Origin of the sequence: Bradyrhizobium sp. HKCCYLRH3097, from assembly GCF_051167875.1 — a bacterium.
Classification (GTDB): Bacteria; Pseudomonadota; Alphaproteobacteria; order Rhizobiales; family Xanthobacteraceae; genus Bradyrhizobium.
In genome coordinates, this window is sequence record NZ_JBNPTX010000011.1 from 155,410 (window position 1) to 180,420 (window position 25,011).

Below are 25,011 nucleotides of genomic sequence, written 5' to 3' on the forward strand. Positions count from 1 at the left end.
CGGCCCATCATCCGAAACGCCCGCCTGCGACGGGCTTCTCGGGATGGTGCTCCGCGTCACTGTCGTCTTGCGGCTGGCGGCGGAATTGGTGCAGTCGACCATGGCTCGCCCGCCCGCAATCGCGCCGCCAGGGCCGTCGCGCAGCCGGCGAGCAGCTTCTCGCCCTTTGCAGCAGATGCCTTGCGCGCATCGCCTGCGACGCCGGAGGTGGTGATGTCGGCGAACGATCTGAACATTTTCAGCGACGGGACCAGCGAGCCCATGATGTCGAAGCTCGGCCCAAAGGCAGCGTCGAGCCTCGCCGCGTCGACGAGGCCGGGATGAGCCGCCATCATCATCGAGGTCTCGGCTTCGCAGGCATGCATCACGCCCTCCTGATCCTCGAGGACCTTGGCCATGGTCTCCCGCCCTTCCATGAAATAGGTCGTCGTCGCGATCGGCGCATTGAGCTCGCGCGTCAGTTCGCCGGTGAGGGTGGCCAGCGCCTGGATGTTGCCGCCATGACCGTTGACGATCACGATGCGGCGGAAGCCGGCATTCAGAATCGAGCGGCACAGGTCTCTGAGCACGGCGTGGTAGGTGGAGAGACTGAGGGTGAAGGTGCCACCGAACGGAACGTGATGGTCGGCGAGCCCGCACCAAACGGTCGGCGCGACCACGATGGGATGGTCTGGAGTCAGCTCCAGCGCGGTGCGACGGCAGACCTCGCTGCACAGGAAGTCGTCAACTCCCGTCGGCAGATGCGGGCCGTGCTGCTCGGTCGAGGCCACCGGCAACAGCACGATCGCGTCTCGGGCCGCGAGCGCGCGAAGCGCTGCGGCGGAAAGTCTGTTCCAGGCGGTTTCGGTCATGATGGCTGCTCGCATGGTCGGAGATGAGGCAGATCGGCTCATATCACGCAGCCACCGCAACAGCCCATCCCGGCGTATCGGGCGCGCAGGCCGACAGTCGCCTGCTTGCACCTCAGACCGCACGCCCCTGCGCGATAGTGCGCCCTCTCCCACAGGGGTGAGGACGCGGCGACCGACACCGCACCCTCGGCTACATCAGGAGCATGCTCTCCATGCACTCAAACATCGACAGCGATTGCGGGCTCGACAAGGTGCAACGGCCTTGCGTCCTCACAACACCACGGCCCGCGCGGCAGGCCGGTCTCACGCCCGCGTCAGTTCGATGTCGTGGGTCTGCTTCGTCTCCGCGTCGTACACCCTGATCTGCAACATCGGAAACCGGCGCTTGAGGTCATGCGCGCCATTGTGTGCGCCATCCTTGGTCTTGAATTCGGTCTTGATCTGACCATCGACCACGACGGCATAGCCGGTCAGCGGAAGGTCGTTGCCGGATTTGTCTTGAGCAGGCTTGTTGTGAACAGACTTCTCTTGGGCAGACTTGAGCATTGCGAGCCGACGTCGATTCGTGAGTTGAAAGGGGTGTCGAGCGCGCGATCTCTCCGCCTCGGACGACTCCGATGTAAGGTGAGTCTGTCGCGACGAGCAAGCGAAGACGTGTTCTTCACAAGCAGGGCGATTACGGGTTCAACCTGACGGCGCAGCGCCGGCCCGCGATGATCTCGGGATGTTCAGCGCGAACGAGTCGCGCAAGTTCCGGACTTGCGACGCGAACGTTCCGGTCGCTCGGCATCCTGCTCGCCACCGCGAACGAGGAGCGCCGTGGTCGCGCGTCTCTCAGCGCCCACCTCGCGCCGCCCCCAAGGCAGCAGCCCGATTCCAACTCGAGATGCGCTCTGCGACTGAGCACGGGTAGACGCAAAATCTCGGGGCCATCGGACGAACGAATCAGCATGACCGCCATGCGCGAATTGCCCGTCGTGCCAGTCTGCCGCAGATAAACAGCTTGCACCGTCGAGGCTGGGCAAGAATCCGAATTAGGGGGCTGAGAGGGCTCGGCGCGGTGCAATTTCGAGCCATGACTGCATCATGGTCCAGAACCGGATGAGGGCAAACGAAATCGCCTCCCATGCGCCCCTTGCCTTGCCAGAAGTGGCATGTAGAGCTGCAAGAGCCCATTCGGCGATGCGGGCGAGGAAGTCGTCGAAACCGAGAATGTTGAGGACGCGGGTGAGGTTGTAGGAGAGCGCCATGAGGCTCCATTCCCCGCGAACCTTGTCGAAGCCGCGGACAAGGAAGTGCTGATAGCCGGCGCGGCACTTGAGCGTGCCGAACGGGTGCTCGACGATGGCTGAGCGGCGGCGCATCAATCGGCCGGCCTGTTCGCTCGCCATCCTCTGGCGGTGACGATCCAGCACCTCTTCGTGCTCGCATCGAGAGACGCTGCGGCTTTTTGCCTTCGCAGAGAGACAAGACGCCTTGAGGAGGCAGATGCCGCAAGTCGCTACGGAGGCCAGGTAGCGGCGTTCCATCCTGCCGCTCGTATTCTTCCAGAGCTTCTTCGTTGGATGCAGCGCTTGGCCTGCGGGACACTGATAGGTGTCGGTTGCGGAATTGTAGGTGAAGTCACCTCGCGTGAAGCGACCGTGCTTCTTGCCATTGCCGTGATGCAGCGGGACATAGGCGGTGATGCCGTCATCCTCGCAAGCCTTGAGATCCCCGCTGTTGTAATAGCCGACATCCGCCAGTATCTGCAGCGCCTCGACCTGGAGGCCCTCCTTGGCCGCCTTCGCCATCATATGAAGGTGTCCTGTATCGCTGCGATTGACGACCTCGCTGGCGATGATCAGCTTATGCTTGTCGTCGACGACGCTCTGGACATTGTAGCCTGCGATCGTCTGGTCGCCCTTGCTCAGCAGCCGCGCATCGGGATCGGTCTTCGACACCTGTCCCTTGTCGCCTTTGTCCAGGTTCTCCAGATCGGACTGTGCGCGTTCACGCTTGGCCATCAGCTCCTTGATCTTGTCCCCGACATCGCCTCCATCCTTGTTGTCATCCTTGCCGTCGCCGGGCCGCTGGGCTTCCGTCGCGTCGTTGGTGTCGAGAGACTTGCCGTACGCCTCGATCTCCTCATCGAGCTTGGCGATCTGTTTGGCGAGCTTCCCGCGCGTGAAGATGCTGTCCTTGCTGGCATTGCCGTGGAACAGCGCGCCATCGACCGCGACCAGGGTCCCGCCGATCAGCCCGATCTCCTGCAGCAACAGGACGAAGCTACGGTTCGCCGCCTTCAAGGCAGCCCAGTTCTCCTTGCGGAAGTTCGCAATCGTCCGATAGCCGGGCTTCAGGTTCCTCAACAGCCAGATCAGCTCCAGATTGCGGCCGGCTTCACGCTCGAGCCGGCGCGACGATCTGATCTGGTTCAGATAACCATAGAGATAAAGCTTCAGCAGGTCCGCCGGATCGTACGGCGGCTGCCCGACACCCAATCCCCTCCGCTTGGCGTGGCGGAAGCCAAGCTTGGCAAGATCGAGGGCGTTGACGTAGCTGTCAATCGCACGAACCGGATTGTCCGGCCCGACATAATCCTCAATCCGAGGCGGAAGCAGGCTCTCTTGATCGCGGCTCTCGCCGCTCTTGAACGGCCGATTCGTCATGCCTCCAAATCTTACCGTGAACACTGAGTTCTTGCCCAGCCTCGTCGGGCAAATCAGGACGACATTTCCGCGCATCCCGCCTCATGAAGAGGGGCGTGTCGCGAACGTCACGAGACGTGGAGTGCGGGATGCGATGGACGCGACGTGTCGCAGCGGGTGTCATGCCTGCGGACGAACGGCACGGCGCGGACGGCGAAGTCGCATGGTCCTGGCGCCGCGACGCTGGCGTCAAGCTCGTGACGAGGTTTCAGCCTCGCGCGGGTGACGGTGGCAAGACAGCCCGTTCACCGGGGAGAATGCGTATAAGCCGTAACACTATCGCGCAGGGAAGGCCGGGATGTCTCAGCCGAACCTGTGGTTCCTGCCCCGTGCATTCTTTCCGCACGGGGGCCACGGGGGCGGCGAGCTCCCGGCCTTCCCTGCGCCCTCTCACTTGAAGAGGGCTCCGTCAAGCAAGACTCGGGCGCGATAGGCGCCGCGAGATCGCGACGTGCTGATTTGTAGACGTTCTGTTTGTCGATGGCTGTTTGTCGATGGCTGTTTGTCAGAGTGAACTGCTGACCATTGTCACGTGCCGTGCACGGGACCACGACGATCCCCGTAAGATGACGGATGGGCTTGCCGACCGCCGGTGCCGCTGCGGTAGCAAGGGATCGTAAACGACTGCGCCGGACGTTGACCCGCCATTTACCTCACGGTCCAACCACGACATCGTGATTTGATGCAGGTCAACATGACCGACCCGAACGCACCACCTACTGACAAGGCGTTCAAGCGAATCAGGCCTTGCCGTTACCTCGTTCGGCGTCCCTCGAACGGTCCTGTGCACTTGTCATCATGGAGAACCACATGAGCGAGACCGGCGTGACCGCCCTGGATCACACCGTCCAGGAAACCAACATCTGGCTGAAGGCCATCGAGCAACGCCTCGCGCTGGCGAGCCGGCAGCAGGCCTACAACGCACTGCGTGCCGTGCTGCATGTGCTGCGCGACCGTATGCCGATGGCCGTCGCCGTGAATTTCGGCGCCCAGTTGCCGATGCTCATTCGCGGGATCTACTACGAGGGCTGGCACCACGCGGCAACCCCGACCAAGGACCGCCATCTCGAATATTTCGTCGATGACATCTTCCGCCAACTGCCGCCGCAATTCCCGGTCGATCCGCTCACGGCTGCGCGCGGCATCTTCGAAATTCTCTGGGAGAAGCTCGATCCCGGCGAGTTCGACAAGCTGATGGGCCACCTGCCGGTGCCGCTGCGCAATCTGCGCGAGCCGGCGACCTGAGGGCCGGACCCCTTCGATCAGCTGGCCGGTATCGGTCGTCGGTACGGCGGCAGTGCGCCTCTCGCCTTCAATGCGCGAGCTGCCGGTACAGCGCCGGCAGCGCGGCGGGCAGTCGCCTGATGTTGCCGACGATGGCGTAGCCGCCGCGGCCGAACAGGGTGGGAAAATACGACTGCGCCGACGCATCGATGGTCACGCCGAACACCGCGACGCCGCCGCGCCGCGCTTCCTGCACCGCCTTGCGCGTGTCCTCGATCGCGAACCGTCCCTCATAGTGATCGACGTCGTTCGGCTTGCCGTCGGTCAGCACCAGCAGCAGGCGCTTGCGCTCGGATCGCTCGGCGAGCTGGCTGGCGGCATGACGCACCGCCGTGCCGATACGCGTATAGTAGCCGGGCCTGAGCGCGCCGATGCGGCGCTCGACCCGCCCGCTCATCGGCTCGTCGAATGCCTTCACGGTCTCCAGGCGGACCCATGAGTTGCGCCGCGAGGTGAAGGTGAGAATGCTGTGGCTGTCGCCGCAGGCCGACAGCCCATGCGCCAGCACCAGCAGCGCCTCCTTCTCGACGTCGAGAACGCGCACGCCGTCGATCCACGCATCGGTCGATAGGGACACGTCGACCAGGAGAGTCACCGCGAGATCATGCGCGAGCGGGCGCATCGCCAGATGCACGCGATCAAGTCCGCCATGGCCGGCATTGAGATCGCTGCGCGCGCGCACCAGCGCGTCGATGTCGAGGTCGTGGCCGTCGGCCTGCGCGCGCATCACCTCATGACGCGGCCGCAAGGTCTCGAACCTGCGCCGCACGCTGCGGATGCGCCGGCGCATCGCATCGTCCGGAGACCACGCCTCGCCCGCCTCGGCGGCATCGCCGGTCACGACGCGGCAATGGTCCGGCAGATAGGCCCCGCTGCGATAATTCCACTCGGGATACAGCCGACCGCTGTCGAGCCGGGCCGTGTCCACCGCCTCGGGCGGCAGGTCGAGATCGAACTTCAGCTTGCTCGCCGGACGCCCCTTGCGCCTGGCGATCGCGAGCTCATCGAGATCGTCGGCAGCCTTGCGGGCGTCGTCATCGTCGGTATCGTCGGAAGGGCGATCGACATTGACCATCTCCGCCATCGCCAGGATCTTCTCGAAGCGGTTGAGAATGAATGGATCGCGCTTGGCCGTGTCGTCGCGCTCGCGCCGCGCGAAGCGTTTGCGGGTGTCGGGTGCACCCTCCTGCTCTGCGGGCGTCTGCGTCTCGTCGTCCTCGCGCGCCGCGGCAACGGCATCGCGGCTCCAGCAATCGCCCCACAGCGGACACGGCAGCATCGGCCGATAGCCGGGCGGGGCGGCCTCCGGCAACGCGCCGCCAGCGATGACCGCATTCCACAGCGCGCCCTTGGGCGGCGCGCCGGCGCCGAGCAGGGCCATGACGATGTGCTCGACCTGCTGCTCGAGCCGAGGCAGCGGCCGCCGCGGACGCGCCACAGCCAGCGCTTCGGCGAGTTGCGCATGCGGACGCGCCAGTCCAGGGAAGCGCGCCAGCACCAGCGAGGTCGTCTCACAGGCCCGGCGCAGCGCCAGCAGATCATGCCGCAGCGGATCGCGCTCCGCGATCGGCTCGACCGCCATGGTCGCGAACCACGCCGCGAGCCAGTGATAGAGCTGCGTATTGAGCGCGCGACCCGGCAGCAGCGCGATGGTCTCCGGCAGGAACACGGTGGCGCCATCGCGCCCGGCCTGATCGAGGCATTCGTCGCCGAGGCCAATGCGCTGGCGCCAGCCGAGCCGATGGCCCGATTTGCGCGCCTTGGCTCCGGCGACCTGCACGCCGCTCTCGCCGCCCAGCGCGCGGAACATCACGGCGATGCGGCCGCTGATCTCGTTCAGGGCGACGGCCTGATCCGGATGGACCGGATAGCTCGAGGTCGTGCCGACCAGGCGATGCCAGGCGCGGCCGACGGTCTCCTCCAGTTCGAGGAAGTCGAGCATGGCTCACCCGATCACGGCATGCGCGACCTCGCGCAACGCGGCCTTGACGTCGGCGTCGTCGGTGAGCGGCTCGATCATCGCGGCGAGCACGGCGTCCGCGATGGATGCTCCGGCAGCGACGAGCGTCGCGCAATAGACCAGGAGCCGCGTCGAGACGCCCTCCTCCAAGTCATGGCCTTGCAGCGCTCGCAGCCGATGCGCGAGCGCCACCAGCGGCCGAACGCGCTCCGGCGCCAGCCCGCTCTCGGCGGCAACCACCGCGATCTCCTGCTCGGCGGGCAGGAAGCCGAATTCGATGGCGATGAAGCGCTGCCGTGTCGATGGCTTCAGCGCCTTGTGCAGCGACTGATAACCCGGATTGTAGGACACCACCAGCATGAAGCCGTCGGGCGCGAGCAGCTCCTCGCCGGTGCGCTCCAGCGGAAGAATGCGGCGGTCGTCGGTGAGAGGATGCAGCACGACGGTCACATCCTTCCGCGCCTCGACGACCTCGTCGAGATAGCAGATGCCGCCCTCGCGCACCGCGCGGGTCAGCGGGCCGTCGGTCCACACGGTGTCACCGCCCTTGAGCAGATATCGCCCGGTGAGGTCGGCGGCGGTGAGGTCGTCGTGACAGGCGACCGTGTGCAGCGGCAGGCCCAGTCGCGCCGCCATGTGCGCGACGAAGCGGGTCTTGCCGCAGCCGGTCGGCCCCTTCAGCAGCACCGGTAAGCGATGTCGGAACGCATGCTCGAACAGCGCGCATTCATTGCCGGTCGGCGTGTACGAGGGGAACGACAGGACGGTATCGATCGCGTGCAGCACGAGCTTCATGATCACTCTCCGAATCGGGGGATGCAGGCGGCGGCATCGGAGCCGCCGCCTGCGGGGTTTTACTCCGCCGGCTGCAGGGCGCCGGGGATGATCGCCTGCTTGGCGCGGCCGGGCACCAGCACGGCCCAGACGAACATCAGCGCCGCGATCGCCACGAACACACCGGAGCCGAGCCGAACCCAGTAGAACATCGCGAGCTGGTCCTGCACGTCCATGTAGCTCTGGCCGAGCACGCGCTGCAGATGCACCTGGATGATGCCGGCGAAGGTCAGCGCAAAGGTCATCGTCATCATCGCCGTGCACATGATCCAGAAGCTCGCCATCGAGAGCCACTGATTATACGGCGCACGCTGGCGCAGCTGCGGCACCGCATAGGCCATGACCGCGAGGTTGAGCATCACATAGGCGCCGAAGAAGGCGAGATGGCCGTGCGCGGCGGTCACCTGGGTGCCGTGGGTGTAGTAGTTCACGCTGGACAGCGTGTGCAGGAAGCCCCACACGCCGGCGCCGAGGAACGCCATGACGGAGCAGCCGACCGACCACAGCAGCGCGGCGCGATTCGGATGCTTGCGTCCCGCCTTGAGCGTCATCTGCACCGTGAAGATCACCATGGTGAAGAACGGCGCGACCTCGAGCGTTGAGAACAGCGAGCCGATCCACTGCCAATAGCCGGGCGCGCCGATCCAGTAGAAATGATGGCCGGTGCCGAGGATGCCGGAGAACAGCGCCAGGCCAATGATGACGTAGAGCCACTTCTCCACCACCTCGCGGTCGATGCCGTTGAGCTTGATCATCAGGAAGGCCAGGATCGAGGCCATGATCAGCTCCCAGACGCCCTCCACCCAGAGATGGACGATGTACCACCAGTACATCTTGTCGACGGCGAGATTGGCTGGGTTGTAGAAGGCGAACAAAAAGAAGATCGCGACGCCCCACAGACCGAACAGCAGGATGTTGGTCACCGTCGTCTTGCGACCCTTCAGGGCGGTCATCGTGACGTTGAACAGGAACATCAGGCAGACGACGACGATGCCGACCTTGATGATGAAGGGCTGCTCGAGGAACTCACGGCCCTCATGGTAGTGGAAGAGATAGCCGACGACGGCCGTGCCGGCCGCGCCGAAGAACATCCAGAACTGGATCTTAGCGAGCAGCGGGCTGTAGAGCTCGGTCTCGGTCTCCTCGGGCAGCAGGAAGTAGGTGGCGCCCATGAAGCCGATCAGCGACCACACGATCAGCGCGTTGGTGTGGATCATGCGGACGATGTTGAAGGGAAGCAGGACCGACAGCGTGTTCGGCAGCACGTAGATGGTGCCGGCGAGCAGGCCGAAGATGACCTGGGCGAGGAAGAGCGTCAGCGCGCCGTAGAAATACAGCATCGCGACCTTCTGGGTCTCATATCTCATCGCGGATCTCTCTCATGACGGGGACGGGATGCCGGCTCAGCCGGCCTTGTTCGGCGGCCAGTCCTGGCGCTTGATCGTGTCGGTCCATTGCAGGAAGTCGGCGAGGTCGTTGAGCTCCTGGTCGGACAGATTGAACTGCGGCATCTGCCTGCGGCCGGGCGCACCGGAGGGTTGCGACTGCATCCAGGATTTCAGCATCTCGCGCGCGGCGGCCGGGTCCTGCCTGCCGCCCCAGCGGTCCCAGACATTGCCGACCTCTGGCGCGAAATAGGCGCCCTCGCCGAGCAGGGTATGGCAGTTGATGCAGGAGTTTCTCTCCCAGACGTGCTTGCCGCGAGCGACTCCGTCGGACAGCGTCGACGCATTGGTCGAGGTCGTGACCATGTAGTAGTGGCTGTGCGCTGTGAGCCCGAGGAAGATCGCAAAGAAGAAGGCCGAACCGCCGTAGAAGACGTTCCGTGCGGCCGACTTGGTCAGGCGTTCCGCCATGACACGTCCTTTCCGTTTTGGTGAAGGTCGATGGTGAAGGCAATCTACCGGCACTGCCGGGAGTCTCTTTGTCGCGGCGCAAGCAGCACGGCGATGGCCCGTCAGACCAGCGCGCGGAGCGCCACCGCCAGCCCGGCGAGCGCAACCAGGCCTAGGAGCCACGATGCGAGCAGGCCGCGCCACAGCGCGGGCGCATGGCGCAGGCCGAGAAAATCCAGCACGATCACCCTGCCCTTTGCCAATGCGAGCGCGAGCACGAGGGCATCGGCGAGCCAGCGATTCGGCAGCAGCAGCGAGGCCGCGAGCGTGGCAACGGCGAAGCTCAGCAATTGAAGCCAGGCGAGCGTGAGGCGATCGCGGACCATGACTCATCCCACCAGATAGAGGATCGGGAACATCACGATCCAGACCAGATCGACCATGTGCCAGAACGCCGTCCCGGTCTCGACGCTGGTGGGCGCGGCATGACGACCGACGATTCCGAGGATGACCATCCCGAGTACGACGTGAAGCAGATGGAAGCCCGTGAGCAGAAAATAGAGCGTGAAGAACGGCGACGTCTCCAGGCCTGCGCCGGCGGCAATCTCCCTGCCATACTCGGTCAGCTTGACGGCAATGAAGGCCGTGCCGAGCAGGATCGCCAGCATGATCCAACGCCGTGCTGTGGCCGGCGATCCGCCTCTCGCCGCCGCCGCCCCGCGCGCCGCAGCCCACCCGCTCGTCACAAGCACGATCGTGTTCAATGCGGCGAGAGGTCCGTCCAGCATGGCCTGCCCGGCTGCGAACACGACTGGATTGACTGCGCGCGCCACGACGAAGGCGCCGAGCAGCAGGCCGAAAGCGACAAGCTCGCTGAGGATCAGGACCCACATCATGGGGTCGCCCGGCAACCCGTCGAGCACGCCCCAGCGCTCCGTTGGTTCCGGTTCGTATGTGAGTGCCGACACCGCCACCTCCGATCAGATGTCGGCAAAGCTAATCGGGGCGGCAGACATGCTCTTTGTCGGCGCACAAACAGCACGGCGCCTGGATGCGCTACCGGATCGACATCAGGAGCATGTCCATGACCGAAGCGCAGCTCGGCCTCGTCACCGCTACCCCGATCATCATCGTGTTTGCAGCGGCGCTGCGGCGCATGGGCGTGCTGTCGACCACGGGGACCGTGTCCGCGATCGCGCTCTCCGTTGCGATTGCGGTTGTCCTGTTCACCACGCAATAACCTGGCCTGGAACCTTTGCCGTCCTCGGGCGTCAGATCGTCCGGAGGTGCCGCATGGACGACAACCGGTTCGCAGAGCTGCTCGGCAACGCCGCCATCGGCGTCTGGGGCGACATGCCGCGCGACATCCAGGAAGCGCTGTTCGAGACGGCGATGCGCGGTCACGACGATCTGAGGCACGAACTCGCCAAGCTGCTTCACGACCGGCATCCGCGGACACAGCATCCGCCGCATCCGGCTTGAGCGGTCTCAGTCGCGATGATCATCAGCCCCGAACTGTGATGGCTCGTCGTAGCCCTTGCGGCTGCTGTAGAACAACAGCACCATCAGCCCGATCCCCACGATGAGCGAAAACACCACGCCGAGCGTGAGCGCGATCCAGCCCTCGGTCGGCATCGGATCGCCGGGCAAGGTCATGCCCTGATAGGCGAAGACGACGGCGGCCGCGAGAATCAGCAGCAATGCGACGATGATAGTGATGGGTCCTGCACGCATGGCGGTCGCACTCCTGACACGAGAACAGGACGCGACCACGATCGTTCCTGGACGGGTGCGGTAACGGCGCACGGCGGCAGTTCCGAAATTTGAGGACGGCGTCCCCACCCTTCTCGCTGCGCCGCCGAAAGCATCGCGCTGCATCCAATCGCAGCATCATCTGCTCAAAGGATGACGCGCGCTCCACCGCGCCTTGCCGCGCGCCGCATGGCTGCTCTCGCGGCGGATCGCTAGGCGTCAGGGAACTTAGCTGATAACCATACCGGCTCCCTATCGGCAGCAGAGGACAAGGACCGGAGATGGACAACCGCAGCGAGATCTGGCGCGGCGTCGACGCGATCAAGACCCGTTTCATCGAGCTCAGCGACCGGGTGTGGAGCATGCCCGAGGTCTGCTACACCGAGGCCCGCTCGTCCGCCGAACACCTCGCCGAGTTGAAGCACCAGGGTTTTCGGATCATCGAAAAGGTCGCGGGCATCCCGACCGCGCTGATGGGCGAATGGGGCGAAGGTGGTCCGGTCATCGCGTTCATGGGCGAATACGACGCCCTGCCCGGCCTCAGCCAGGAGGCCGGCGTCGCCGAACATCGTCCGATCGAGACCGGCGGCCATGGCCATGGCTGCGGCCACAATCTCCTGGGCTCGGCGGCGCTGCTCGCGGCAACCGCCGTGAAGGACTGGCTCGCCGCCAACAAGGTTCCGGGACGCGTGCGCTACTACGGCTGCCCTGCCGAGGAAGGCGGCGCCGCAAAGGCCTTCATGGTGCGCTCAGGCGCGTTCGAGGATGCCGACATCGCGATCACCTGGCATCCGTCGAGCTTCTGGGAAGTGGTGATGACGCCCTCTCTCGCCAACACGCGCGCGGACTTCATCTTCACCGGACGCACCTCGCATGCGGCCGCCTCGCCGCATCTCGGCCGCAGCGCGCTCGACGCGGTGGAGCTGATGAATGTCGGCGTCAACTACATGCGCGAGCACATGCCGAGCGACGCCCGCGTGCATTACGCGCTGCTCGACACCGGCGGCATTGCGCCCAACGTCGTGCAGGCGCATGCGCGCGTCCGCTACTCGATCCGCGCGCGCGACCTGCCCGGCATGAACGAGCTGGTCGGGCGCGTGCACAAGATCGCGCAAGGTGCCGCGATGATGACCGAGACCAGGGTCGAGATGAAGATCATCTCGGCGGTCTCCAACATCCTGCCCAACACGCCGCTCGAAGAGGCGCTGCACGGGATCATGGAGGAGCTCGGGCCGCCGCATTTCGACGCGAGCGACAAGGATTTCGCCGGTCAGATCCAGGCGACCCTGACCGACAAGGACATCGAATCCGTCTACTACAGCATCGGCATGGACCCGACCGACAAGCCGCTGGCCGACTTCCTGGTGCCGCTGAACGCCAAGCGCAATCCGCAGATCGGCTCGACCGATGTCGGCGACGTCAGCTGGGTGGTGCCAACGGTGCAGGTGCACGCGCCGACGGTGGCGATCGGCACGCCGTTCCACACCTGGCAGGTCGTTGCGCAAGGCAAGACGCCGGCCGCGCACAAGGCGATGGTGCAGGCCGCCAAGGCGATGGCCGGTCTCGGCATCAAGGCGCTCAATGAGCCGGCGCTGATCGCAGCCGCCAAGGCCGACCTGAAGAAGCGGACGCTGCGCACGCCCTATGTCAGCCCGCTGCCCGCCGAGGTCGAGCCGCCGCTGACCATGTCGGTCGTTTGAGAGATACACTGGGGGGGAACACGATGGCGAAAACAGCGACAAGGAAGAAGCCGGCGGCGAAGACCGCCAAGCCGGCTCAGAAGCGCGTGGCCGCGCGCGCCACGGCCAACCGGAAGCCCGCAAAGGCGAAGCCGCAGGCCAGACCACAGGCGAGGGCCACCGCGCCGAAGCCGCGGCTGCCGAGAGGACCGGTTTGGCAGTGGTCGGCGCTCGACACCGCCGCTGCGATCCGCTCGGGCGCGGTCTCCTCGGTCGAGGTGACCGAGGCGCACATCGCGCGCATGCATGAGGTCAATCCGAAGCTGAATGCGGTCGTCGTCGATCTGTCCGAAGAAGCATTGAAAGCTGCGCGCACCGCGGACAAGGCGCGCAACAAGGACGGCCTGCTGCATGGCGTGCCCGTCACCATCAAGGAGAACGTCGACTACCAGGGACGGCCAAACCCCAACGGCGTTCCGGCGCAGATGGGGATCATCGCGCCGTCGGACGCGCCCGTCGTGCGCAACCTCAAGAACGCGGGCGCGATCGTGCTCGGCCTCACCAACACGCCGGAATTCTCATTCCGCGGCTTCACCGACAACCCGCTGCACGGACTGACCTTGAACCCGTGGGATCCCGAGATCACCTGCGGCGGCTCGTCGGGCGGCGCTGGAGCTGCGGTCGCCGCCGGTATCGGCACCATCGCGCATGGCAACGACATCGGCGGCTCGCTGCGCTGGCCGGCGCATTGCAACGGCGTTGTCACGATCAAGCCGACGCAGGGGCGCATCCCGGCCTACAACGAAAGCGCCGCGGCCGAGCGGCCGATGCTGGCGCATCTGATGTCGTCGCAGGGCCCGCTGGCGCGTAGCGTCGCCGACGTCAGGCTGGCGCTGGAGGTGATGAGCCGGCGCGATCCGCGCGATCCCTGGTGGGTGCCGGCCCCGCTCGAGGGCGAGAAGCCCAAGCGGCCGATCAAGGTCGCGCTCGCCAAGATCCCCGATGACATGGACGTCGATCCTTCGGTGCAGGCCGCGCTGCGGCAGGCCGCCGATCATCTGGAACGCTCCGGCTACCGGGTCAGCGAGGTCGAGGTCCCCGACATCTCCGGCGTCTGGCAGACCTGGTGCGACGTCATCACCACCGAGGTGGTCGTGATGCAGGAGGCCAAGATGCTGGCCGTCACCTCGGAAGACTTCCACAAGGCGTGGGGCGGGATGCGGGCCAAGGCCGAGATCCTCGACCTCGCGGGCTGGATGAACGCGACGGCGCAGCGCTCCACCCATATCCGCGCCTGGCAGCTGTTCTTCGAGGATTATCCGGTGGTGCTGGCGCCGACGACGGTCAAGCCGACGCCGGGCCCGCGCGAGGACACGGTAAGCCCGGAGCGCGTGCGCGAAATCTTCTTCAACGAGATCCGCTTCATCTCGGCCATCAACGTGCTCGGGCTGCCCGGCGCGGTGGTGCCGGTGGCGGTTCACAATGGCCAGCCGATCGGCGTGCAGCTGATCGCCGGCCGCTATCGCGAGGATCTCGCGCTCGATGCCGCCGCGGCGATCGAGAAGCGTGCGGGCATGCTGGTGCGGCAGCTCTGGGAGCGGATGGCTTAGTCTCGCGCCGGCCCGAGAACCCCGGCTCTCGGGCCGTCATGTTTCCAACATCGCTTCAGCCTCGATTGTCGAAAGTCGTACACTGACGCCCATCGCGTTTGCCCGAGGGGCCCCTCGGGTTGACGGGACGTCGCCGACCTGTCTATTTTGATGTATACGAATGAATATAGCACGGCATCGGTACAGGCGCTGCGCCGGAACGGGACTTGCAATTCACCGAAGCGAACCCGTCTCTGCGATATGAACGAGGACAATTGTGATGAGATCGATGCGCTTCGTCGCCGCTGCCCTGTGCGCGGCTGCCGCTCTCCTGACTGGCGCAAATGCGTTCGCCGGGAGCGCCAACATCGCCGTGGCCGCCAACTTCACCGAGCCGGCCAAGGAGATCGCCGGTCTGTTCAAGGCCAAGACGGGACACGAATTGGTGCTGAGCTTCGGCGCGTCCGGACAGTTCTACACCCAGATCAAGGAGAACGCGCCGTTCGCGATCCTGCTCTCCGCCGACGACGAACGGCCGAAGAAGCTGGTCGACGAGGGCCTCGGCGTCGCCGGGAGCCGTTTCACCTACGCGATCGGCAAGCTCGTGCTGTGGAGCAAGGACCCGAACGCGGTGAAAGGCGAGGAAACGCTGAAGGCGAACGCGTTCAACAAGCTGTCGATCGCCAATCCCGCCGCCGCGCCCTATGGCGCGGCTGCAGTGGAGACGCTGAAGGCGCTCAATCTCTATGAGACAATCAAGCCCAAGATCGTGCAGGGCAACACGATCTCGCAGGCGTTCCAGTTCGTCGATACCGGCAATGCCGAGGTCGGCTTCGTCGCACTGTCGCAGCTGATGCCGAATGCGGGCGGCTCGCGCTGGCTGGTGCCGCAGAACCTCTACAGCGAGATCCGTCAGGACGCCGTGCTGCTGAAGGCATCTGCCGGCAACGAGGCGGCGACCGCGTTCCTGACCTTCCTCAGGACTCCGGAAGCCCGTGCGGTCATCGAGAAGTTCGGCTATGCTCTGGACCCGAAGTCCGGCAGTTGAGCACTCACGTCGATGAACTTCCAAGGATGAACTTGCACGTCTCGGCCGATATCTGGCAACCGGTCAGTCTGACCCTCGAATTGGCAGCGATCACGACCATCATTCTGATGATCGTGGGAACACCGATCGCATGGTGGCTGGCGCGGTCGCAGGCGTGGTGGAAGGAGGCGGTCGCAGCCCTGGTGGCGATTCCGCTGGTGCTGCCGCCGACCGTGCTCGGCTTCTATCTGCTGGTCGCGCTCGGCCCGAGCGGTCCGGGCGGGGCGCTGGCGTCCTTGTGGGGCGCACGCACCCTCGCCTTCACTTTCCCAGGCCTCGTGATCGGCTCGGTGCTGTTCTCGATGCCGTTCGTGGTGCAGCCGATCCGCGACGCCTTCGAGGCCATGGGCGAGAAGCCCCTGGAAGCAGCCGCCACGCTGCGGGCCACGCCCTGGCGCGCGTTCTGGACGATCGCCGTGCCGCTGGCGAGCCCCGGCTTCCTCACCGGCGCGATCCTCGGCTTTGCCCACACCGTCGGCGAGTTCGGCGTCGTGCTGATGATCGGCGGCAACATTCCCGGCAGGACAAAGGTGCTGTCGGTCGCGATCTACGACTACGTCGAGACCTCGCAATGGACCGAAGCCTCCGTGCTGGCGCTCGGCATGGTCGTGTTCTCGTTCGGCGTCATTCTGACGATGATGCTGATCGAGAGGAACATGACGCGACGCGCGTCATGAGCACCGTCAAGGTCGATTTCCGCGGTACGCTCGGGCGCTTCGAGCTGAACGCGCGGTTCGAGGTGCCGGCGCGCGGCGTCACCGCGATCTTCGGCCCGTCCGGCTGCGGCAAGACCGCCGTCATGCGCAGCATCGCCGGCCTCAACCGCCTGGACGGACGATGCTCTGTCGCCGGGGACGTCTGGCAGGACGAGAAGACCTTCCGCCCGGTGCACCGGCGCCCGATCGGCTACGTCTTTCAGGAAGCCAATCTGTTCCCGCACCTCTCCGTCCGCCGCAACCTGATGTACGGGCATCCCGGCCCGTCCGGCCCCACCGCCATCGGCTTCGATGAGGTGGTGTCGCTGCTCGGCATTGCCAAGCTGCTGGAGCGCTCGCCGCGCCATCTGTCCGGCGGCGAGCGGCAGCGCGTGGCGATCGGCCGCGCGCTGCTCAGCCAGCCGAAGCTGCTGCTGATGGACGAGCCGCTGTCGGCGCTCGACCAGATCACCAAGGACGAGATCCTGCCCTATCTGGAGCGGCTGCATGCCGCGCTCGACCTGCCGATCCTCTACATCAGCCACGATATCGCGGAGGTCGAGCGGCTCGCCGATCAGCTGGTGCTGATGCGCAATGGCAGCGTCCTGGCTTCAGGTCCGCTGTCCGTGCTCCAAGCCGACCTGACACTGCCGCTCGCGCTCTCCCGCGATGCAGCGGTCAGTCTCGACGCCACCGTTCTGAAGCACGACGCCATCGACGGCATGTTGACGCTTGCGGTGCCGGGCGGGCATTTCGTGCTGCCGGCCGAGCCGCTTGCGTCGGGAACACGCCGCCGCCTGCGCGTGCTGGCCGATGATGTCAGCCTCGCCTTGGAAACGCCGAGCCGCAGCACCATCGTCAACGTGCTACGCGCGAAGATCCTGGAAATCCGCAGCCAATCGGACCACCGCGTCACCGCCCTGCTCGGCCTCGGCGAGGACGGCCAGGGTGCACGATTGCTGTCGCGGGTCACCCAACGCTCGTGGAACGAGCTCGGCCTGCAGGCAGGGCTTGCCGTCTACGCCCAGGTCAAGGGCGTCGCGCTGGTGCGCCGCGAAGAGCCCATCGCCTGATCGGCACGCGCCGACCTCCCCCGCACCATCACAACATGTTGTATAAGCGACAATATAGCATCCGATGTTATATCCTAAACAATACATCTTTGGATCAGAAAAACCGAGGCCTGCCTGCTTTTCCTCAATGCAATGAACATGTTGATCGGCGCGCAACGATCTGGCCCGCGGCTTGCTCATTCGATCTCGCAACACGAGGTCATCAGCATGAAAGCCGCCGCCGTCACTTGGCATCCGAACGCGCCCAAGCCGCTCGCGCTGGTGCTGGGCACCAACGAGATCGCCTCCGCGATCGCGGCCAAGCTCAACCATGAGCGCTTCGCGCTCGTCCTCTGTCACGACGCCTTTCCGCCGGTGATCCGACGCGGCATGGCCTTCCACGACGTCCTGTATGGCGAGGCCTGCGACATCGACGGCGTGGTCGGCTGCCGGGCCGAGGGCATCGCGGACGTCGTGCGCATTCATCGCGAGCCCAGCCAGGTCGCCGTCACCGGGATGCATCTCACCGACATCATCGCGTTCCGCTATCCCGCGGTCATCGTCGACGCACGGATGCAGAAGCATCTGGCCACGCCGGATCTGCGCGGCGTTGCCGGCATCGCCGTCGGCATCGGACCGCGCTTTGCGGTCGGGCACAATTGCGACATCGCGATCGAGACGCATCCTTGCGACACCGGCGCGATCGTGGCGCACGGCACCACGCGCGACGCGGACGGCAAGGCGCGTGCGCTCGGCGGCGCCGGCCGCGAGCGCTTCGTCTATTCCAATCAGGACGCCGTCTGGCATACGCCGCTCGACATCGGCACCCGCGTCTACAAGGGACTGCAGCTCGGCTCGCTCGGCGGCACACCGGTGCTGGCGCCGCTCGATGGCGCACTGCGCGGCATCGCCCGCGACGGATTGCGCGTGCCGGCCAACGTCAAGCTGCTGGAGATCGATCCGCGCGGCCGCCACGCGGCATGGACCGGCATGGACGACCGCGGGCGATCGATCGCCGCGAGCGTCGTCTCGGCGGTCCACGCGATCGTGCAAACCGGTCGGAAGGCGGGCCGCGTCTCCGCCAACGTGTGAGGAGGACTGCCATGGGTGTCGCTGAGGTCGGGACGTGTCAGATCGTGGCGCTGCAGGGCGCTGCGTCCACCGTCATCCAGGAGCTGCTCGATGAGCTCGCCACGCGGCTCGCAGGCATCGGGCTGCGCGTCTCCGGCGTGATCGAGAGCAGCGCCGACAAGACCAGGCCGTGCAAGGCCATGATGCTGCGCAGCCTCGACGACGACCGCGTGTTCTCGATCTCGCAGGATCTCGGCCCGGGATCGCAGGGCTGCAATCTCGATCCCGAAGGATTGGTGCTGGCCTGCGCCGCCGTGCAGCAGTCGATCGCGCGCGGCACGGATGTCGTAATCCTCAGCAAGTTCGGCAAGCAGGAGGCGACGGGAGGAGGCCTCGCCGACGCCTTCGGCTCGGCGATGTCAGCCGGGCTTCCGATCATCACGGCGGTATCGCCCGCGATGATGGAGGCGTGGAAGCGCTTCGCCGGCGTGTTCGCCGAATGCGTCCCGGTCGATGTCGCGCGCCGTCCCGGCTGGATCGAGGCGTGGTCCGGCCGCATGGTGACAGCGCGAAGCCCGCGTGACATGATCGGCTCACAACGCGAGCGGATCGGAATAGGATGAAGCGCGAAGCTCAGATCGCATTGACCATCACTTTCGGCAACGGCGGAAGTCTGTCGCCCGAAGATCTGCTGCTGATCGACTTCATCCGCCGGGAGCGCTCGATCCTCGGCGCCGCGCGCGCGAGCGGCATCTCCTACCGCAAATGCTGGCTGATGGTCGATGCGCTCAACCGCACCTTCGAGACGCCGGTGTTCGAGACTCATCCGGGGCGACGGGGCGGCGGCGCCGAGATCACGCCGTTCGGCGAGCGGCTGATCGCGCTGTATCGCTCGATGGAGCGGCGCACCCGCACGGCCACCGCCGCGGCGCTCGCTGAGCTGCAGAAGGCTACCGATCCCCGCTATCAGAAGCGGGCCAGCGGCGCGGCCGAGGCAGCTCCGAAGGCCGAACCGCGCCGGGTCCGATCGCGACGCTCTTGATCATCGCCCAGGCCGACAGATCCGGCTCCAACGCCAGCCGCTCGACGGACTCCAGCGTGACCAAGGCGTGCAGCTTCGTCGCACCGAGATCGAACGTCACGCGCACATAGGGCGGATCGAGCGGCAGGATCTCCTCGATCCGGCCGGGCAGCCGGTTGGTGATCGAAACATCCATCGGCCGCGACAGCGCGATCGACACGTCGCGGGCCTCGATGGTCACGGAGACGCCGGCGTCGATCGCGGCGTCGACCATCGGCACGCGCAACTCGCCGTCGGCGAAGAACAACGTCGACATGCCATATTGCTGATCATGGCGCAGCACGCGCGCAGGCACCGTCGTGCTGAGAACGACGGACGACGCTGAAGACGATGCAGACGAGCCGGTCATCGCGCGGCAGCCTCCACAGCCTCAGGGCCGGTCGTGATCGTACAGGACGCGAACGCGGATCGTGCCCTCCACCGCGCGCAGCTCCGACAGCAGCGCCTCGCCCTCACCGCCGACCACGTCGGTCTCGAGCACGACATAGCCGACCTCGGGATCGGTCTGCAGATATTGCGCGAGGATGTTGATGTTGTGCCGCGAGACCGCCTCGTTGACCTGGCGCAGCACGCCGGGCACGTTGCGATGAACGTGGATGAAGCGCGTGCCCGTCGGGCGCGCCGGCAGTTGCACCTGCGGGAAGTTCACGGCGCCGAAGGTCGAGCCGACATCGGAATAGTCGATCAGCTTGCGCGCAACCTCGCCACCGATGCGATCCTGCGCCTCCTCGGTGGAGCCGCCGACATGCGGGGTCAGGATCACGTTGGGCAGGCCCTGCAGCGGCGAGACGAACGGATCGGCGTTCGATGCCGGTTCGACCGGAAACACGTCGACGGCAGCACCTGAGAGCTTGCCCTCGCGCAATGCGCTGGCCAGCGCCTCGATGTCGACCACCGTGCCGCGCGAATTGTTGATCAGATAGGCCCCGTCCTTCATGTGACGGATCTGGCGCTCGCCGATCATGTTGGCGGTCGCCGGCGTCTCCGGCACGTGCAGCGACACGACGTCGCTCATCGCCAGGAGCTCGTCGAGGCTCTCGACCGGCTCGGTGTTGCCGTGACGGAGCTTGTCGGTGAGATCGAAGAAGATCACCCGCATGCCCATGGCCTCGGCGAGGTTCGACAGCTGCGAGCCGATGTTGCCATAGCCGATGATGCCGAGCGTCTTGCCGCGCACCTCTCGGCTGCCATTGGCCGACTTGTCCCAGCCGCCGGCATGCGCCGACACCGAGCGCGGGAAGATGCGGCGCATCAGCATCACGACCTCGGCGATCGTCAGCTCGGCGACGCTGCGGGTGTTCGAATAGGGCGCATTGAACACGGGGATGCCGAGCCGCTTCGCGGCATCGAGATCGACCTGGTTGGTGCCGACGGAGAAGCAGCCGACCACCATCAGCCGGTCGGCCGCCTGCAGCACATCGGCGGTGAGATGCGTCCGCGAGCGAATGCCAAGCATGTGCACGCCCGACAGCATACGCTTCAACTCCGCCGAACCGAGCGCCTTCGGCAACCGCTCGATTTCCGTATAGCCGTTGGCCTCGAACATGCGGACAGCCGAGTCGTTCACGCCCTCGAGGAGCAGAACGCGGATCTTTTGCTTGGGAAGCGATAACGGCATGGGCCTGGCCTGGTTCAGTCGTGGATGTGGCGTAGTGTAGCGGTTGTTACAGTCGCGATGCGTTGAAACTTGGTGAATGCGACGCGGCAGGGTCGCTTTCTGTCGCTTTCTCAGGGTCTTGTCCACTCCGTCGCGGCCTTTTGACCGGCGATGCAAAATCAGCGCCTGGCATACCGGCCGCACCGCACGGCCCGCACTGCAACAACCGCAGATCGCTGTTTTGGCTGCTGACAAACCATGCGAGCAGAGCTAGCCTTTCTTCCAATCACAAAATCATCGGGAGGTCAGCATGTCAGACGGGGTTGTCGAGACACGCGCGTCGGAGGTGTCGGGCGGTGAAACGCAGACGGTCGATGTCGCCGTCGTGGGTGCCGGATTTGCGGGACTTTACCTGCTGCACCGCCTGCGCAAGGCGGGCTTCTCGACCGTGGCTCTGGATACGGCCAACGATGTCGGCGGCACCTGGTACTGGAACCGCTATCCCGGCGCGCGCTGCGACATCCAGACCGTCGACTACAGCTACACCTTCGATCCCGAGCTCGAGAAGGCCTGGCAATGGTCGGAGAAATACGCCACCCAGCCGGAGATCCTGCGCTATCTCGGCTTTGTCGCCGATCGCTACGATCTGCGCCGCGACATCCGCTTCAGCACCCGCGTGCTCGGCGCCTCCTGGGATGACGCCAAGGAGCGCTGGCTGCTGACGACCGACAAGGGCCCCGCCGTCTCCTGCCGCCACTACATCATGGCGACCGGCTGCCTGTCGCAGCCGAAGCCGCCGGAGATCGACGGCGTGCACGACTTCAAGGGCGAGATCTACTTCACCAGCCGCTGGCCGCATGACGGTGTCGACCTCCGCGGCAAGCGCGTCGCGGTGATCGGCACCGGCTCGTCCGGCATCCAGTCGATCCCGATCATCGCCGAGCAGGCAGCACAGCTCACGGTTTTCCAGCGCACGCCGAACTTCGCACTGCCGGCGCATAACGGCCCGCTCCCGGCCGATCGCGCCGCGCAGCTCGCAGAAGATCGCAACGGGCTGCGCGAGCAGGCGCGCTGGTCGATGGCTGGCGTGCCGATCCCGCCGGCCACCGACTTCAGCTGGGCGTTGAGCGAGGCCGAGCGCCGCGAACGCTTCGAGAAGCTGTGGGCGTCGGGCGACCTCGTCGGCATGCTGACGCAGCTTTGGGCCGACCAGGGTGTCGACCCCGACGGCAATGCGCTGCTCGCCGACCTCATCCGCGAGAAGATTCACGAGATCGTCAAGGATCCCGAGACCGCCGCCGCGCTCACGCCTCACGACCATCCGTTCGGCGCCAAGCGCCCGTGCTTGGACACCAACTACTATCAGACGTTCAACCGCCCCAATGTCACGCTGGTCAATCTGCGCCAGGAGCCGATCACATCCATCACCGCTGATGGCATCAAGACCGACAGGCGCAGCTTCGACATCGACGTCATCGTGTTCGCGACCGGCTTCGATGCCATGACCGGTGCGATCCGCGCCGTGCATCCGATCACCGGGCGCGGCGGCAAATCGCTGGAGGATGTCTGGGCCAACGGACCGCAAACCTATCTCGGGCTCACGGTCGCAGACTTTCCCAATCTGTTCCTGATCACGGGTCCCGGCAGCCCATCGGTGCTGTCGAACATGGCGGTCTCGATCGAGCAGCATGTCGACTGGGTCGTCGATCGTCTCGTCGCCCTGCGCGAAGCCGGGTTCACGACCATCGAGGCCACGGAGACTGCGCAGGCCGGCTGGGCACGCCACATGGCGGACTGCGCGACCGTGACGCTGCATCGGCTCGCCAACACCTGGTACACTGGTGCCAACGTGCCGGGCAAGCCGCAGACCCTGATGCCCTATACTGGCGGCGTCGGCCCCTATCGCGGCATCTGCAACGAAATCGTCAGCCGCGGCATGCTCGGCTTCAAGCTGTCAGGTCCGAACGGCGCGTCCCAATGCAATGACGGCGAGATCGTGCGGCTGCAGCCGGATGTCAGGCTGGTGCTGAACATGCTGGCCGAGATGAACTTGCCGCCGATCGAATCAATGGGCGCGGCTGGCGCCCGCGAATTTGTTGCGCAGTTCAACGCGACGAGGCCGCCTGGACGTCCCGTTGGCGAAGTCAAGGATGGCACATTGCAGGGCGCCGACGGTCCCCTGCCCTATCGGCTGTATCGGCCGGCGACGCCCGGGCCGCATCCGATCGTCGTCTACTTCCATGGCGGCGGCTGGGTGCTCGGCGACGAGCAGTCGGACGATCCATTCTGCCGCGACATGTGCCGCCGCTCCAACATGATCTTCGTCAGCGTCGGCTATCGCCATGCGCCCGAGCACCGCTTCCCGGCGGCGGCCGAGGACGGCTATGCGGCGACGCGCTGGGTGGCCGAGCACGCCGCCGAGCTCGGCGGACGCGACGGACCGGTGCTGGTGGCCGGCTGGAGCGCCGGCGCAAACATCGCTGCGGTCACTTGCCAACTCGCGCGGGATCGCGGCGGGCCTCTCATCGGCGGACAGTTGCTGGTCTGCCCGGTGACCGATTGCAGCTTCGATCGGCCGTCCTACACCGACAACGCGGCCGGCTATTTCCTGACGCGCGGCCTGATGTACTGGTTCTGGGACATCTACTGCTCGCCGGCGGATCGCACCGATCCGCGCGCGTCGCCGTTGCGGGGCAAGCTGCAGGGCCTGCCGCCGGCCTACATCGTCACCTGCGAGTTCGATCCGCTGCGCGACGAGGGCGTCGCCTATGCGGAGGCGCTCGCCGCCAACGGCGTGCCGGTCGGGCAGCTCAAGGCCCACGGCCACTTCCACTCGTCGTTCACGATGGTCGACGTCGTCATCACCGGCGTCGGCGGCCGCATGCAGATGGCGGAGGCGCTGCAGGCATTCACCCAGTCTGCGGAAGAAGGCGAATCGCAGGAGATCAACGCCGCCGCCAGCTGACCAGCGGAGGCTGCGGCCGAGACGTATCGCAACGGCCCGCAACTTTGCGGGTCGTTGCCGCAACACGCAGCTTGCGCCGGATCGCCCACGCTGTCACCGAGACAACGAGCCATGCCGTCGTTGCGGCGACGAAGGCGGCCGCGACGCTTGACTGAACCAGCGTAGAGAATACGGCCGCGAACGCCAGCATGCCGAGGCTGCCGAGCACTGCACCTGCGGTGTCGAGTGCGGCCGATGCACGTCCGCGCCGCTCGCCGGAGAGTCCCTGACGGCGCTTGCGCCTGATCTCGTGCGCCTCGATCAGGGTGACGCTGGCACAGAAGATCGCCGGCAATGCCAGGAAGAGGCCGCCGATCGCAGGACCGAAGGCTTTGGCAATGAGCCCGGTCGCGACTGTGGCGGCGCCGCCCAGCGCAAAGCGGATGACGTATTCATGCCACTTGCCGTCCTTCAGCGCAGAGGGCGAGATGCGGATCAGCATCACGCCCCTCCGGAGAGGACCGCCTGCAGTCCCAGCGCTGCGACCAGCCACACGGCCGTTGCGAGCAGGCTCGCGCTCAATGCGCGCATATGCTGCCGCATCAGCAGCCGGCACACGGTCATGCTATAGAGACAGAGCGCGGCTGCGCCGAACATCATCGAATGGCTCTGGACCGCCGCATAAGCGGCATCATGCGTGACAACCGCAACGCCCAACGTCGCCAGCGCGACCGAGGGCGCGGCTCCGAACAGGCCGGCAAAGCTCTTCGGACGCAACACATCGCCAATGATCGCGAATGTCGAAACGATGACGCCGCCGATCAGGAAGCGGATGACGGATTCGGTCATGTCCGGCTTGCTCCCGGTTGTTCGTAGCCGGTCCATGCGCGCAAGCTGCGTTCAAGGGCCGCCCGTTCCGGAGGCGCGGACCAAGACTCTTGCGAGCACGAACAATTGGTTCCCTTCCAACGCCGAGCTCTGACGACAGTTTCAAGACAGCGTCACGAAGC

At 65.8% G+C, this 25,011-nt stretch carries 26 protein-coding genes; 12 read left to right on the plus strand and 14 right to left on the minus strand.

Translation table 11 applies throughout. From position 1 onward, the window contains the following. Positions 1–56: 56 nt before the first annotated feature. The 3 genes from ACQR0U_RS24580 to ACQR0U_RS24590 form a co-directional block, all read right to left on the minus strand. Complete coding sequence (locus ACQR0U_RS24580; RefSeq protein WP_434842878.1) at positions 57–851, minus strand: creatininase family protein; 795 nt, start codon at positions 849–851, stop codon at positions 57–59. A 303-nt stretch (positions 852–1,154) separates the two neighbouring features. Further along, a complete protein-coding gene (locus ACQR0U_RS24585) occupies positions 1,155–1,397 on the minus strand; it encodes a hypothetical protein (protein ID WP_315717756.1) in 243 nt (80 codons plus the stop codon). A 488-nt stretch (positions 1,398–1,885) separates the two neighbouring features. Beyond that, complete coding sequence (locus tag ACQR0U_RS24590; RefSeq protein WP_434842877.1) at positions 1,886–3,577, minus strand: IS1182 family transposase; 1,692 nt, start codon at positions 3,575–3,577, stop codon at positions 1,886–1,888. Between the two features lie 774 nt (positions 3,578–4,351). Between ACQR0U_RS24590 and ACQR0U_RS24595 the strand changes: the two genes are divergently transcribed. Then, positions 4,352–4,786, plus strand: a complete 435-nt coding sequence (locus tag ACQR0U_RS24595) for a DUF2267 domain-containing protein (RefSeq protein WP_315750299.1) — start codon at positions 4,352–4,354, stop codon at positions 4,784–4,786. A gap of 67 nt (positions 4,787–4,853) precedes the next feature. On the opposite strand, the gene ACQR0U_RS24600 is transcribed toward ACQR0U_RS24595, so the two are convergent. The 6 genes from ACQR0U_RS24600 to ACQR0U_RS24625 form a co-directional block, all read right to left on the minus strand. Next, positions 4,854–6,767 carry a nitric oxide reductase activation protein NorD gene (locus tag ACQR0U_RS24600; RefSeq protein ID WP_315717758.1) on the minus strand — a complete coding sequence of 638 codons (1,914 nt, stop codon included), beginning with the start codon at positions 6,765–6,767 and terminating at the stop codon, positions 4,854–4,856. A gap of 3 nt (positions 6,768–6,770) precedes the next feature. Further along, positions 6,771–7,580 (minus strand): CbbQ/NirQ/NorQ/GpvN family protein, encoded by an 810-nt coding sequence (locus tag ACQR0U_RS24605; RefSeq protein WP_316167627.1) that lies wholly within the window; start codon positions 7,578–7,580, stop codon positions 6,771–6,773. Between the two features lie 59 nt (positions 7,581–7,639). Continuing rightward, positions 7,640–8,986 carry a cbb3-type cytochrome c oxidase subunit I gene (locus ACQR0U_RS24610; protein ID WP_316167625.1) on the minus strand — a complete coding sequence of 449 codons (1,347 nt, stop codon included), beginning with the start codon at positions 8,984–8,986 and terminating at the stop codon, positions 7,640–7,642. A gap of 36 nt (positions 8,987–9,022) precedes the next feature. Continuing rightward, positions 9,023–9,475: a c-type cytochrome gene (locus ACQR0U_RS24615; RefSeq protein ID WP_315717761.1), complete on the minus strand. Its 453-nt coding sequence runs from the start codon at positions 9,473–9,475 to the stop codon at positions 9,023–9,025. A gap of 101 nt (positions 9,476–9,576) precedes the next feature. Then, positions 9,577–9,840 carry a cytochrome C oxidase subunit IV family protein gene (locus tag ACQR0U_RS24620; protein ID WP_315717762.1) on the minus strand — a complete coding sequence of 88 codons (264 nt, stop codon included), beginning with the start codon at positions 9,838–9,840 and terminating at the stop codon, positions 9,577–9,579. Positions 9,841–9,843: 3 nt separating this feature from the next. Continuing rightward, positions 9,844–10,422, minus strand: a complete 579-nt coding sequence (locus ACQR0U_RS24625; RefSeq protein WP_315750296.1) for a cytochrome c oxidase subunit 3 family protein — start codon at positions 10,420–10,422, stop codon at positions 9,844–9,846. A 116-nt stretch (positions 10,423–10,538) separates the two neighbouring features. Here ACQR0U_RS24625 and ACQR0U_RS24630 point away from each other — a divergent pair, with 116 nt between their 5' ends. Together ACQR0U_RS24630 and ACQR0U_RS24635 are read left to right on the plus strand one after the other, a co-directional pair. After that, positions 10,539–10,694 carry a hypothetical protein gene (locus ACQR0U_RS24630; protein WP_315717764.1) on the plus strand — a complete coding sequence of 52 codons (156 nt, stop codon included), beginning with the start codon at positions 10,539–10,541 and terminating at the stop codon, positions 10,692–10,694. A 53-nt stretch (positions 10,695–10,747) separates the two neighbouring features. Next, the gene (locus ACQR0U_RS24635; RefSeq protein ID WP_172112235.1) at positions 10,748–10,936 is read left to right on the plus strand and encodes a hypothetical protein; all 189 of its coding nucleotides are present in this window, start codon (positions 10,748–10,750) and stop codon (positions 10,934–10,936) included. Between the two features lie 6 nt (positions 10,937–10,942). Here the strand turns inward: ACQR0U_RS24635 and ACQR0U_RS24640 are convergent, their stop codons facing one another. Further along, a complete protein-coding gene (locus ACQR0U_RS24640) occupies positions 10,943–11,188 on the minus strand; it encodes a hypothetical protein (RefSeq protein WP_315717765.1) in 246 nt (81 codons plus the stop codon). A 299-nt stretch (positions 11,189–11,487) separates the two neighbouring features. Between ACQR0U_RS24640 and ACQR0U_RS24645 the strand changes: the two genes are divergently transcribed. The 8 genes from ACQR0U_RS24645 to ACQR0U_RS24680 all read left to right on the plus strand — a co-directional run bounded on the left by ACQR0U_RS24645 (position 11,488) and on the right by ACQR0U_RS24680 (position 19,421). Next, positions 11,488–12,906 (plus strand): M20 family metallopeptidase, encoded by a 1,419-nt coding sequence (locus ACQR0U_RS24645; protein ID WP_316193123.1) that lies wholly within the window; start codon positions 11,488–11,490, stop codon positions 12,904–12,906. 23 nt (positions 12,907–12,929) lie between these two features. Continuing rightward, on the plus strand, positions 12,930–14,495 hold the full coding sequence (locus ACQR0U_RS24650; RefSeq protein WP_434842876.1) for an amidase family protein: 1,566 nt from the start codon (positions 12,930–12,932) through the stop codon (positions 14,493–14,495). Positions 14,496–14,754: 259 nt separating this feature from the next. After that, entirely contained in the window at positions 14,755–15,522 is a 768-nt protein-coding gene (modA, locus tag ACQR0U_RS24655; protein WP_434842875.1) for a molybdate ABC transporter substrate-binding protein, read from the plus strand. Between the two features lie 26 nt (positions 15,523–15,548). After that, positions 15,549–16,238, plus strand: coding sequence for a molybdate ABC transporter permease subunit (gene modB / locus ACQR0U_RS24660; protein ID WP_434842874.1), 690 nt, complete (start codon positions 15,549–15,551; stop codon positions 16,236–16,238). Further along, positions 16,235–17,329 carry a molybdenum ABC transporter ATP-binding protein gene (modC, locus tag ACQR0U_RS24665; protein ID WP_434842873.1) on the plus strand — a complete coding sequence of 365 codons (1,095 nt, stop codon included), beginning with the start codon at positions 16,235–16,237 and terminating at the stop codon, positions 17,327–17,329. Before modB ends, modC begins: the two co-directional genes overlap by 4 nt. Before the next feature lie 207 nt (positions 17,330–17,536). Further along, the gene (locus tag ACQR0U_RS24670; protein ID WP_315827076.1) at positions 17,537–18,400 is read left to right on the plus strand and encodes a xanthine dehydrogenase; all 864 of its coding nucleotides are present in this window, start codon (positions 17,537–17,539) and stop codon (positions 18,398–18,400) included. 11 nt (positions 18,401–18,411) lie between these two features. Beyond that, positions 18,412–19,002: a DUF2478 domain-containing protein gene (locus ACQR0U_RS24675; RefSeq protein WP_315827077.1), complete on the plus strand. Its 591-nt coding sequence runs from the start codon at positions 18,412–18,414 to the stop codon at positions 19,000–19,002. After that, on the plus strand, positions 18,999–19,421 hold the full coding sequence (locus ACQR0U_RS24680) for a winged helix-turn-helix domain-containing protein (protein WP_316171716.1): 423 nt from the start codon (positions 18,999–19,001) through the stop codon (positions 19,419–19,421). Before ACQR0U_RS24675 ends, ACQR0U_RS24680 begins: the two co-directional genes overlap by 4 nt. Here the strand turns inward: ACQR0U_RS24680 and ACQR0U_RS24685 are convergent. Next, positions 19,330–19,809 carry a TOBE domain-containing protein gene (locus ACQR0U_RS24685; RefSeq protein WP_434842872.1) on the minus strand — a complete coding sequence of 160 codons (480 nt, stop codon included), beginning with the start codon at positions 19,807–19,809 and terminating at the stop codon, positions 19,330–19,332. The two genes, ACQR0U_RS24680 and ACQR0U_RS24685, sit on opposite strands and share 92 nt — an antisense overlap. Before the next feature lie 21 nt (positions 19,810–19,830). Beyond that, positions 19,831–21,078, minus strand: coding sequence for a phosphoglycerate dehydrogenase (gene serA, locus ACQR0U_RS24690; protein WP_315750287.1), 1,248 nt, complete (start codon positions 21,076–21,078; stop codon positions 19,831–19,833). Between the two features lie 289 nt (positions 21,079–21,367). On the opposite strand from serA, the gene ACQR0U_RS24695 reads away from it, so the two are divergent. Then, entirely contained in the window at positions 21,368–24,022 is a 2,655-nt protein-coding gene (locus ACQR0U_RS24695; RefSeq protein ID WP_434842871.1) for a flavin-containing monooxygenase, read from the plus strand. Here ACQR0U_RS24695 and ACQR0U_RS24700 read toward each other — a convergent pair. Beyond that, the gene (locus ACQR0U_RS24700) at positions 24,003–24,503 is read right to left on the minus strand and encodes a DUF3147 family protein (RefSeq protein ID WP_434842870.1); all 501 of its coding nucleotides are present in this window, start codon (positions 24,501–24,503) and stop codon (positions 24,003–24,005) included. The two genes, ACQR0U_RS24695 and ACQR0U_RS24700, sit on opposite strands and share 20 nt — an antisense overlap. Beyond that, positions 24,503–24,850 carry a DUF3147 family protein gene (locus ACQR0U_RS24705; protein ID WP_434842869.1) on the minus strand — a complete coding sequence of 116 codons (348 nt, stop codon included), beginning with the start codon at positions 24,848–24,850 and terminating at the stop codon, positions 24,503–24,505. The genes ACQR0U_RS24700 and ACQR0U_RS24705 overlap by 1 nt, the downstream gene beginning before the upstream one ends. Between the last annotated feature and the right edge of the window lie 161 nt (positions 24,851–25,011).

Excerpts from the sequence above, each read along its gene's own strand:
- ACQR0U_RS24580 (WP_434842878.1), bottom strand. The coding sequence starts at position 851 with ATGACCGAAACCGCCTGGAACAGACTTTCCGCCGCAGCGCTTCGCGCG.
- ACQR0U_RS24585 (WP_315717756.1), bottom strand. The coding sequence starts at position 1,397 with ATGCTCAAGTCTGCCCAAGAGAAGTCTGTTCACAACAAGCCTGCTCAA.
- ACQR0U_RS24590 (WP_434842877.1), bottom strand. The coding sequence starts at position 3,577 with ATGCGCGGAAATGTCGTCCTGATTTGCCCGACGAGGCTGGGCAAGAAC.
- ACQR0U_RS24595 (WP_315750299.1), top strand. The coding sequence starts at position 4,352 with ATGAGCGAGACCGGCGTGACCGCCCTGGATCACACCGTCCAGGAAACC.
- ACQR0U_RS24600 (WP_315717758.1), bottom strand. The coding sequence starts at position 6,767 with ATGCTCGACTTCCTCGAACTGGAGGAGACCGTCGGCCGCGCCTGGCAT.
- ACQR0U_RS24605 (WP_316167627.1), bottom strand. The coding sequence starts at position 7,580 with ATGAAGCTCGTGCTGCACGCGATCGATACCGTCCTGTCGTTCCCCTCG.
- ACQR0U_RS24610 (WP_316167625.1), bottom strand. The coding sequence starts at position 8,986 with ATGAGATATGAGACCCAGAAGGTCGCGATGCTGTATTTCTACGGCGCG.
- ACQR0U_RS24615 (WP_315717761.1), bottom strand. The coding sequence starts at position 9,475 with ATGGCGGAACGCCTGACCAAGTCGGCCGCACGGAACGTCTTCTACGGC.
- ACQR0U_RS24620 (WP_315717762.1), bottom strand. The coding sequence starts at position 9,840 with ATGGTCCGCGATCGCCTCACGCTCGCCTGGCTTCAATTGCTGAGCTTC.
- ACQR0U_RS24630 (WP_315717764.1), top strand. The coding sequence starts at position 10,539 with ATGACCGAAGCGCAGCTCGGCCTCGTCACCGCTACCCCGATCATCATC.
- ACQR0U_RS24635 (WP_172112235.1), top strand. The coding sequence starts at position 10,748 with ATGGACGACAACCGGTTCGCAGAGCTGCTCGGCAACGCCGCCATCGGC.
- ACQR0U_RS24640 (WP_315717765.1), bottom strand. The coding sequence starts at position 11,188 with ATGCGTGCAGGACCCATCACTATCATCGTCGCATTGCTGCTGATTCTC.
- ACQR0U_RS24645 (WP_316193123.1), top strand. The coding sequence starts at position 11,488 with ATGGACAACCGCAGCGAGATCTGGCGCGGCGTCGACGCGATCAAGACC.
- ACQR0U_RS24650 (WP_434842876.1), top strand. The coding sequence starts at position 12,930 with ATGGCGAAAACAGCGACAAGGAAGAAGCCGGCGGCGAAGACCGCCAAG.
- modA (WP_434842875.1), top strand. The coding sequence starts at position 14,755 with ATGAGATCGATGCGCTTCGTCGCCGCTGCCCTGTGCGCGGCTGCCGCT.
- modB (WP_434842874.1), top strand. The coding sequence starts at position 15,549 with ATGAACTTGCACGTCTCGGCCGATATCTGGCAACCGGTCAGTCTGACC.
- modC (WP_434842873.1), top strand. The coding sequence starts at position 16,235 with ATGAGCACCGTCAAGGTCGATTTCCGCGGTACGCTCGGGCGCTTCGAG.
- ACQR0U_RS24670 (WP_315827076.1), top strand. The coding sequence starts at position 17,537 with ATGAAAGCCGCCGCCGTCACTTGGCATCCGAACGCGCCCAAGCCGCTC.
- ACQR0U_RS24675 (WP_315827077.1), top strand. The coding sequence starts at position 18,412 with ATGGGTGTCGCTGAGGTCGGGACGTGTCAGATCGTGGCGCTGCAGGGC.
- ACQR0U_RS24680 (WP_316171716.1), top strand. The coding sequence starts at position 18,999 with ATGAAGCGCGAAGCTCAGATCGCATTGACCATCACTTTCGGCAACGGC.
- ACQR0U_RS24685 (WP_434842872.1), bottom strand. The coding sequence starts at position 19,809 with ATGACCGGCTCGTCTGCATCGTCTTCAGCGTCGTCCGTCGTTCTCAGC.
- serA (WP_315750287.1), bottom strand. The coding sequence starts at position 21,078 with ATGCCGTTATCGCTTCCCAAGCAAAAGATCCGCGTTCTGCTCCTCGAG.
- ACQR0U_RS24695 (WP_434842871.1), top strand. The coding sequence starts at position 21,368 with ATGTCAGACGGGGTTGTCGAGACACGCGCGTCGGAGGTGTCGGGCGGT.
- ACQR0U_RS24700 (WP_434842870.1), bottom strand. The coding sequence starts at position 24,503 with ATGCTGATCCGCATCTCGCCCTCTGCGCTGAAGGACGGCAAGTGGCAT.
- ACQR0U_RS24705 (WP_434842869.1), bottom strand. The coding sequence starts at position 24,850 with ATGACCGAATCCGTCATCCGCTTCCTGATCGGCGGCGTCATCGTTTCG.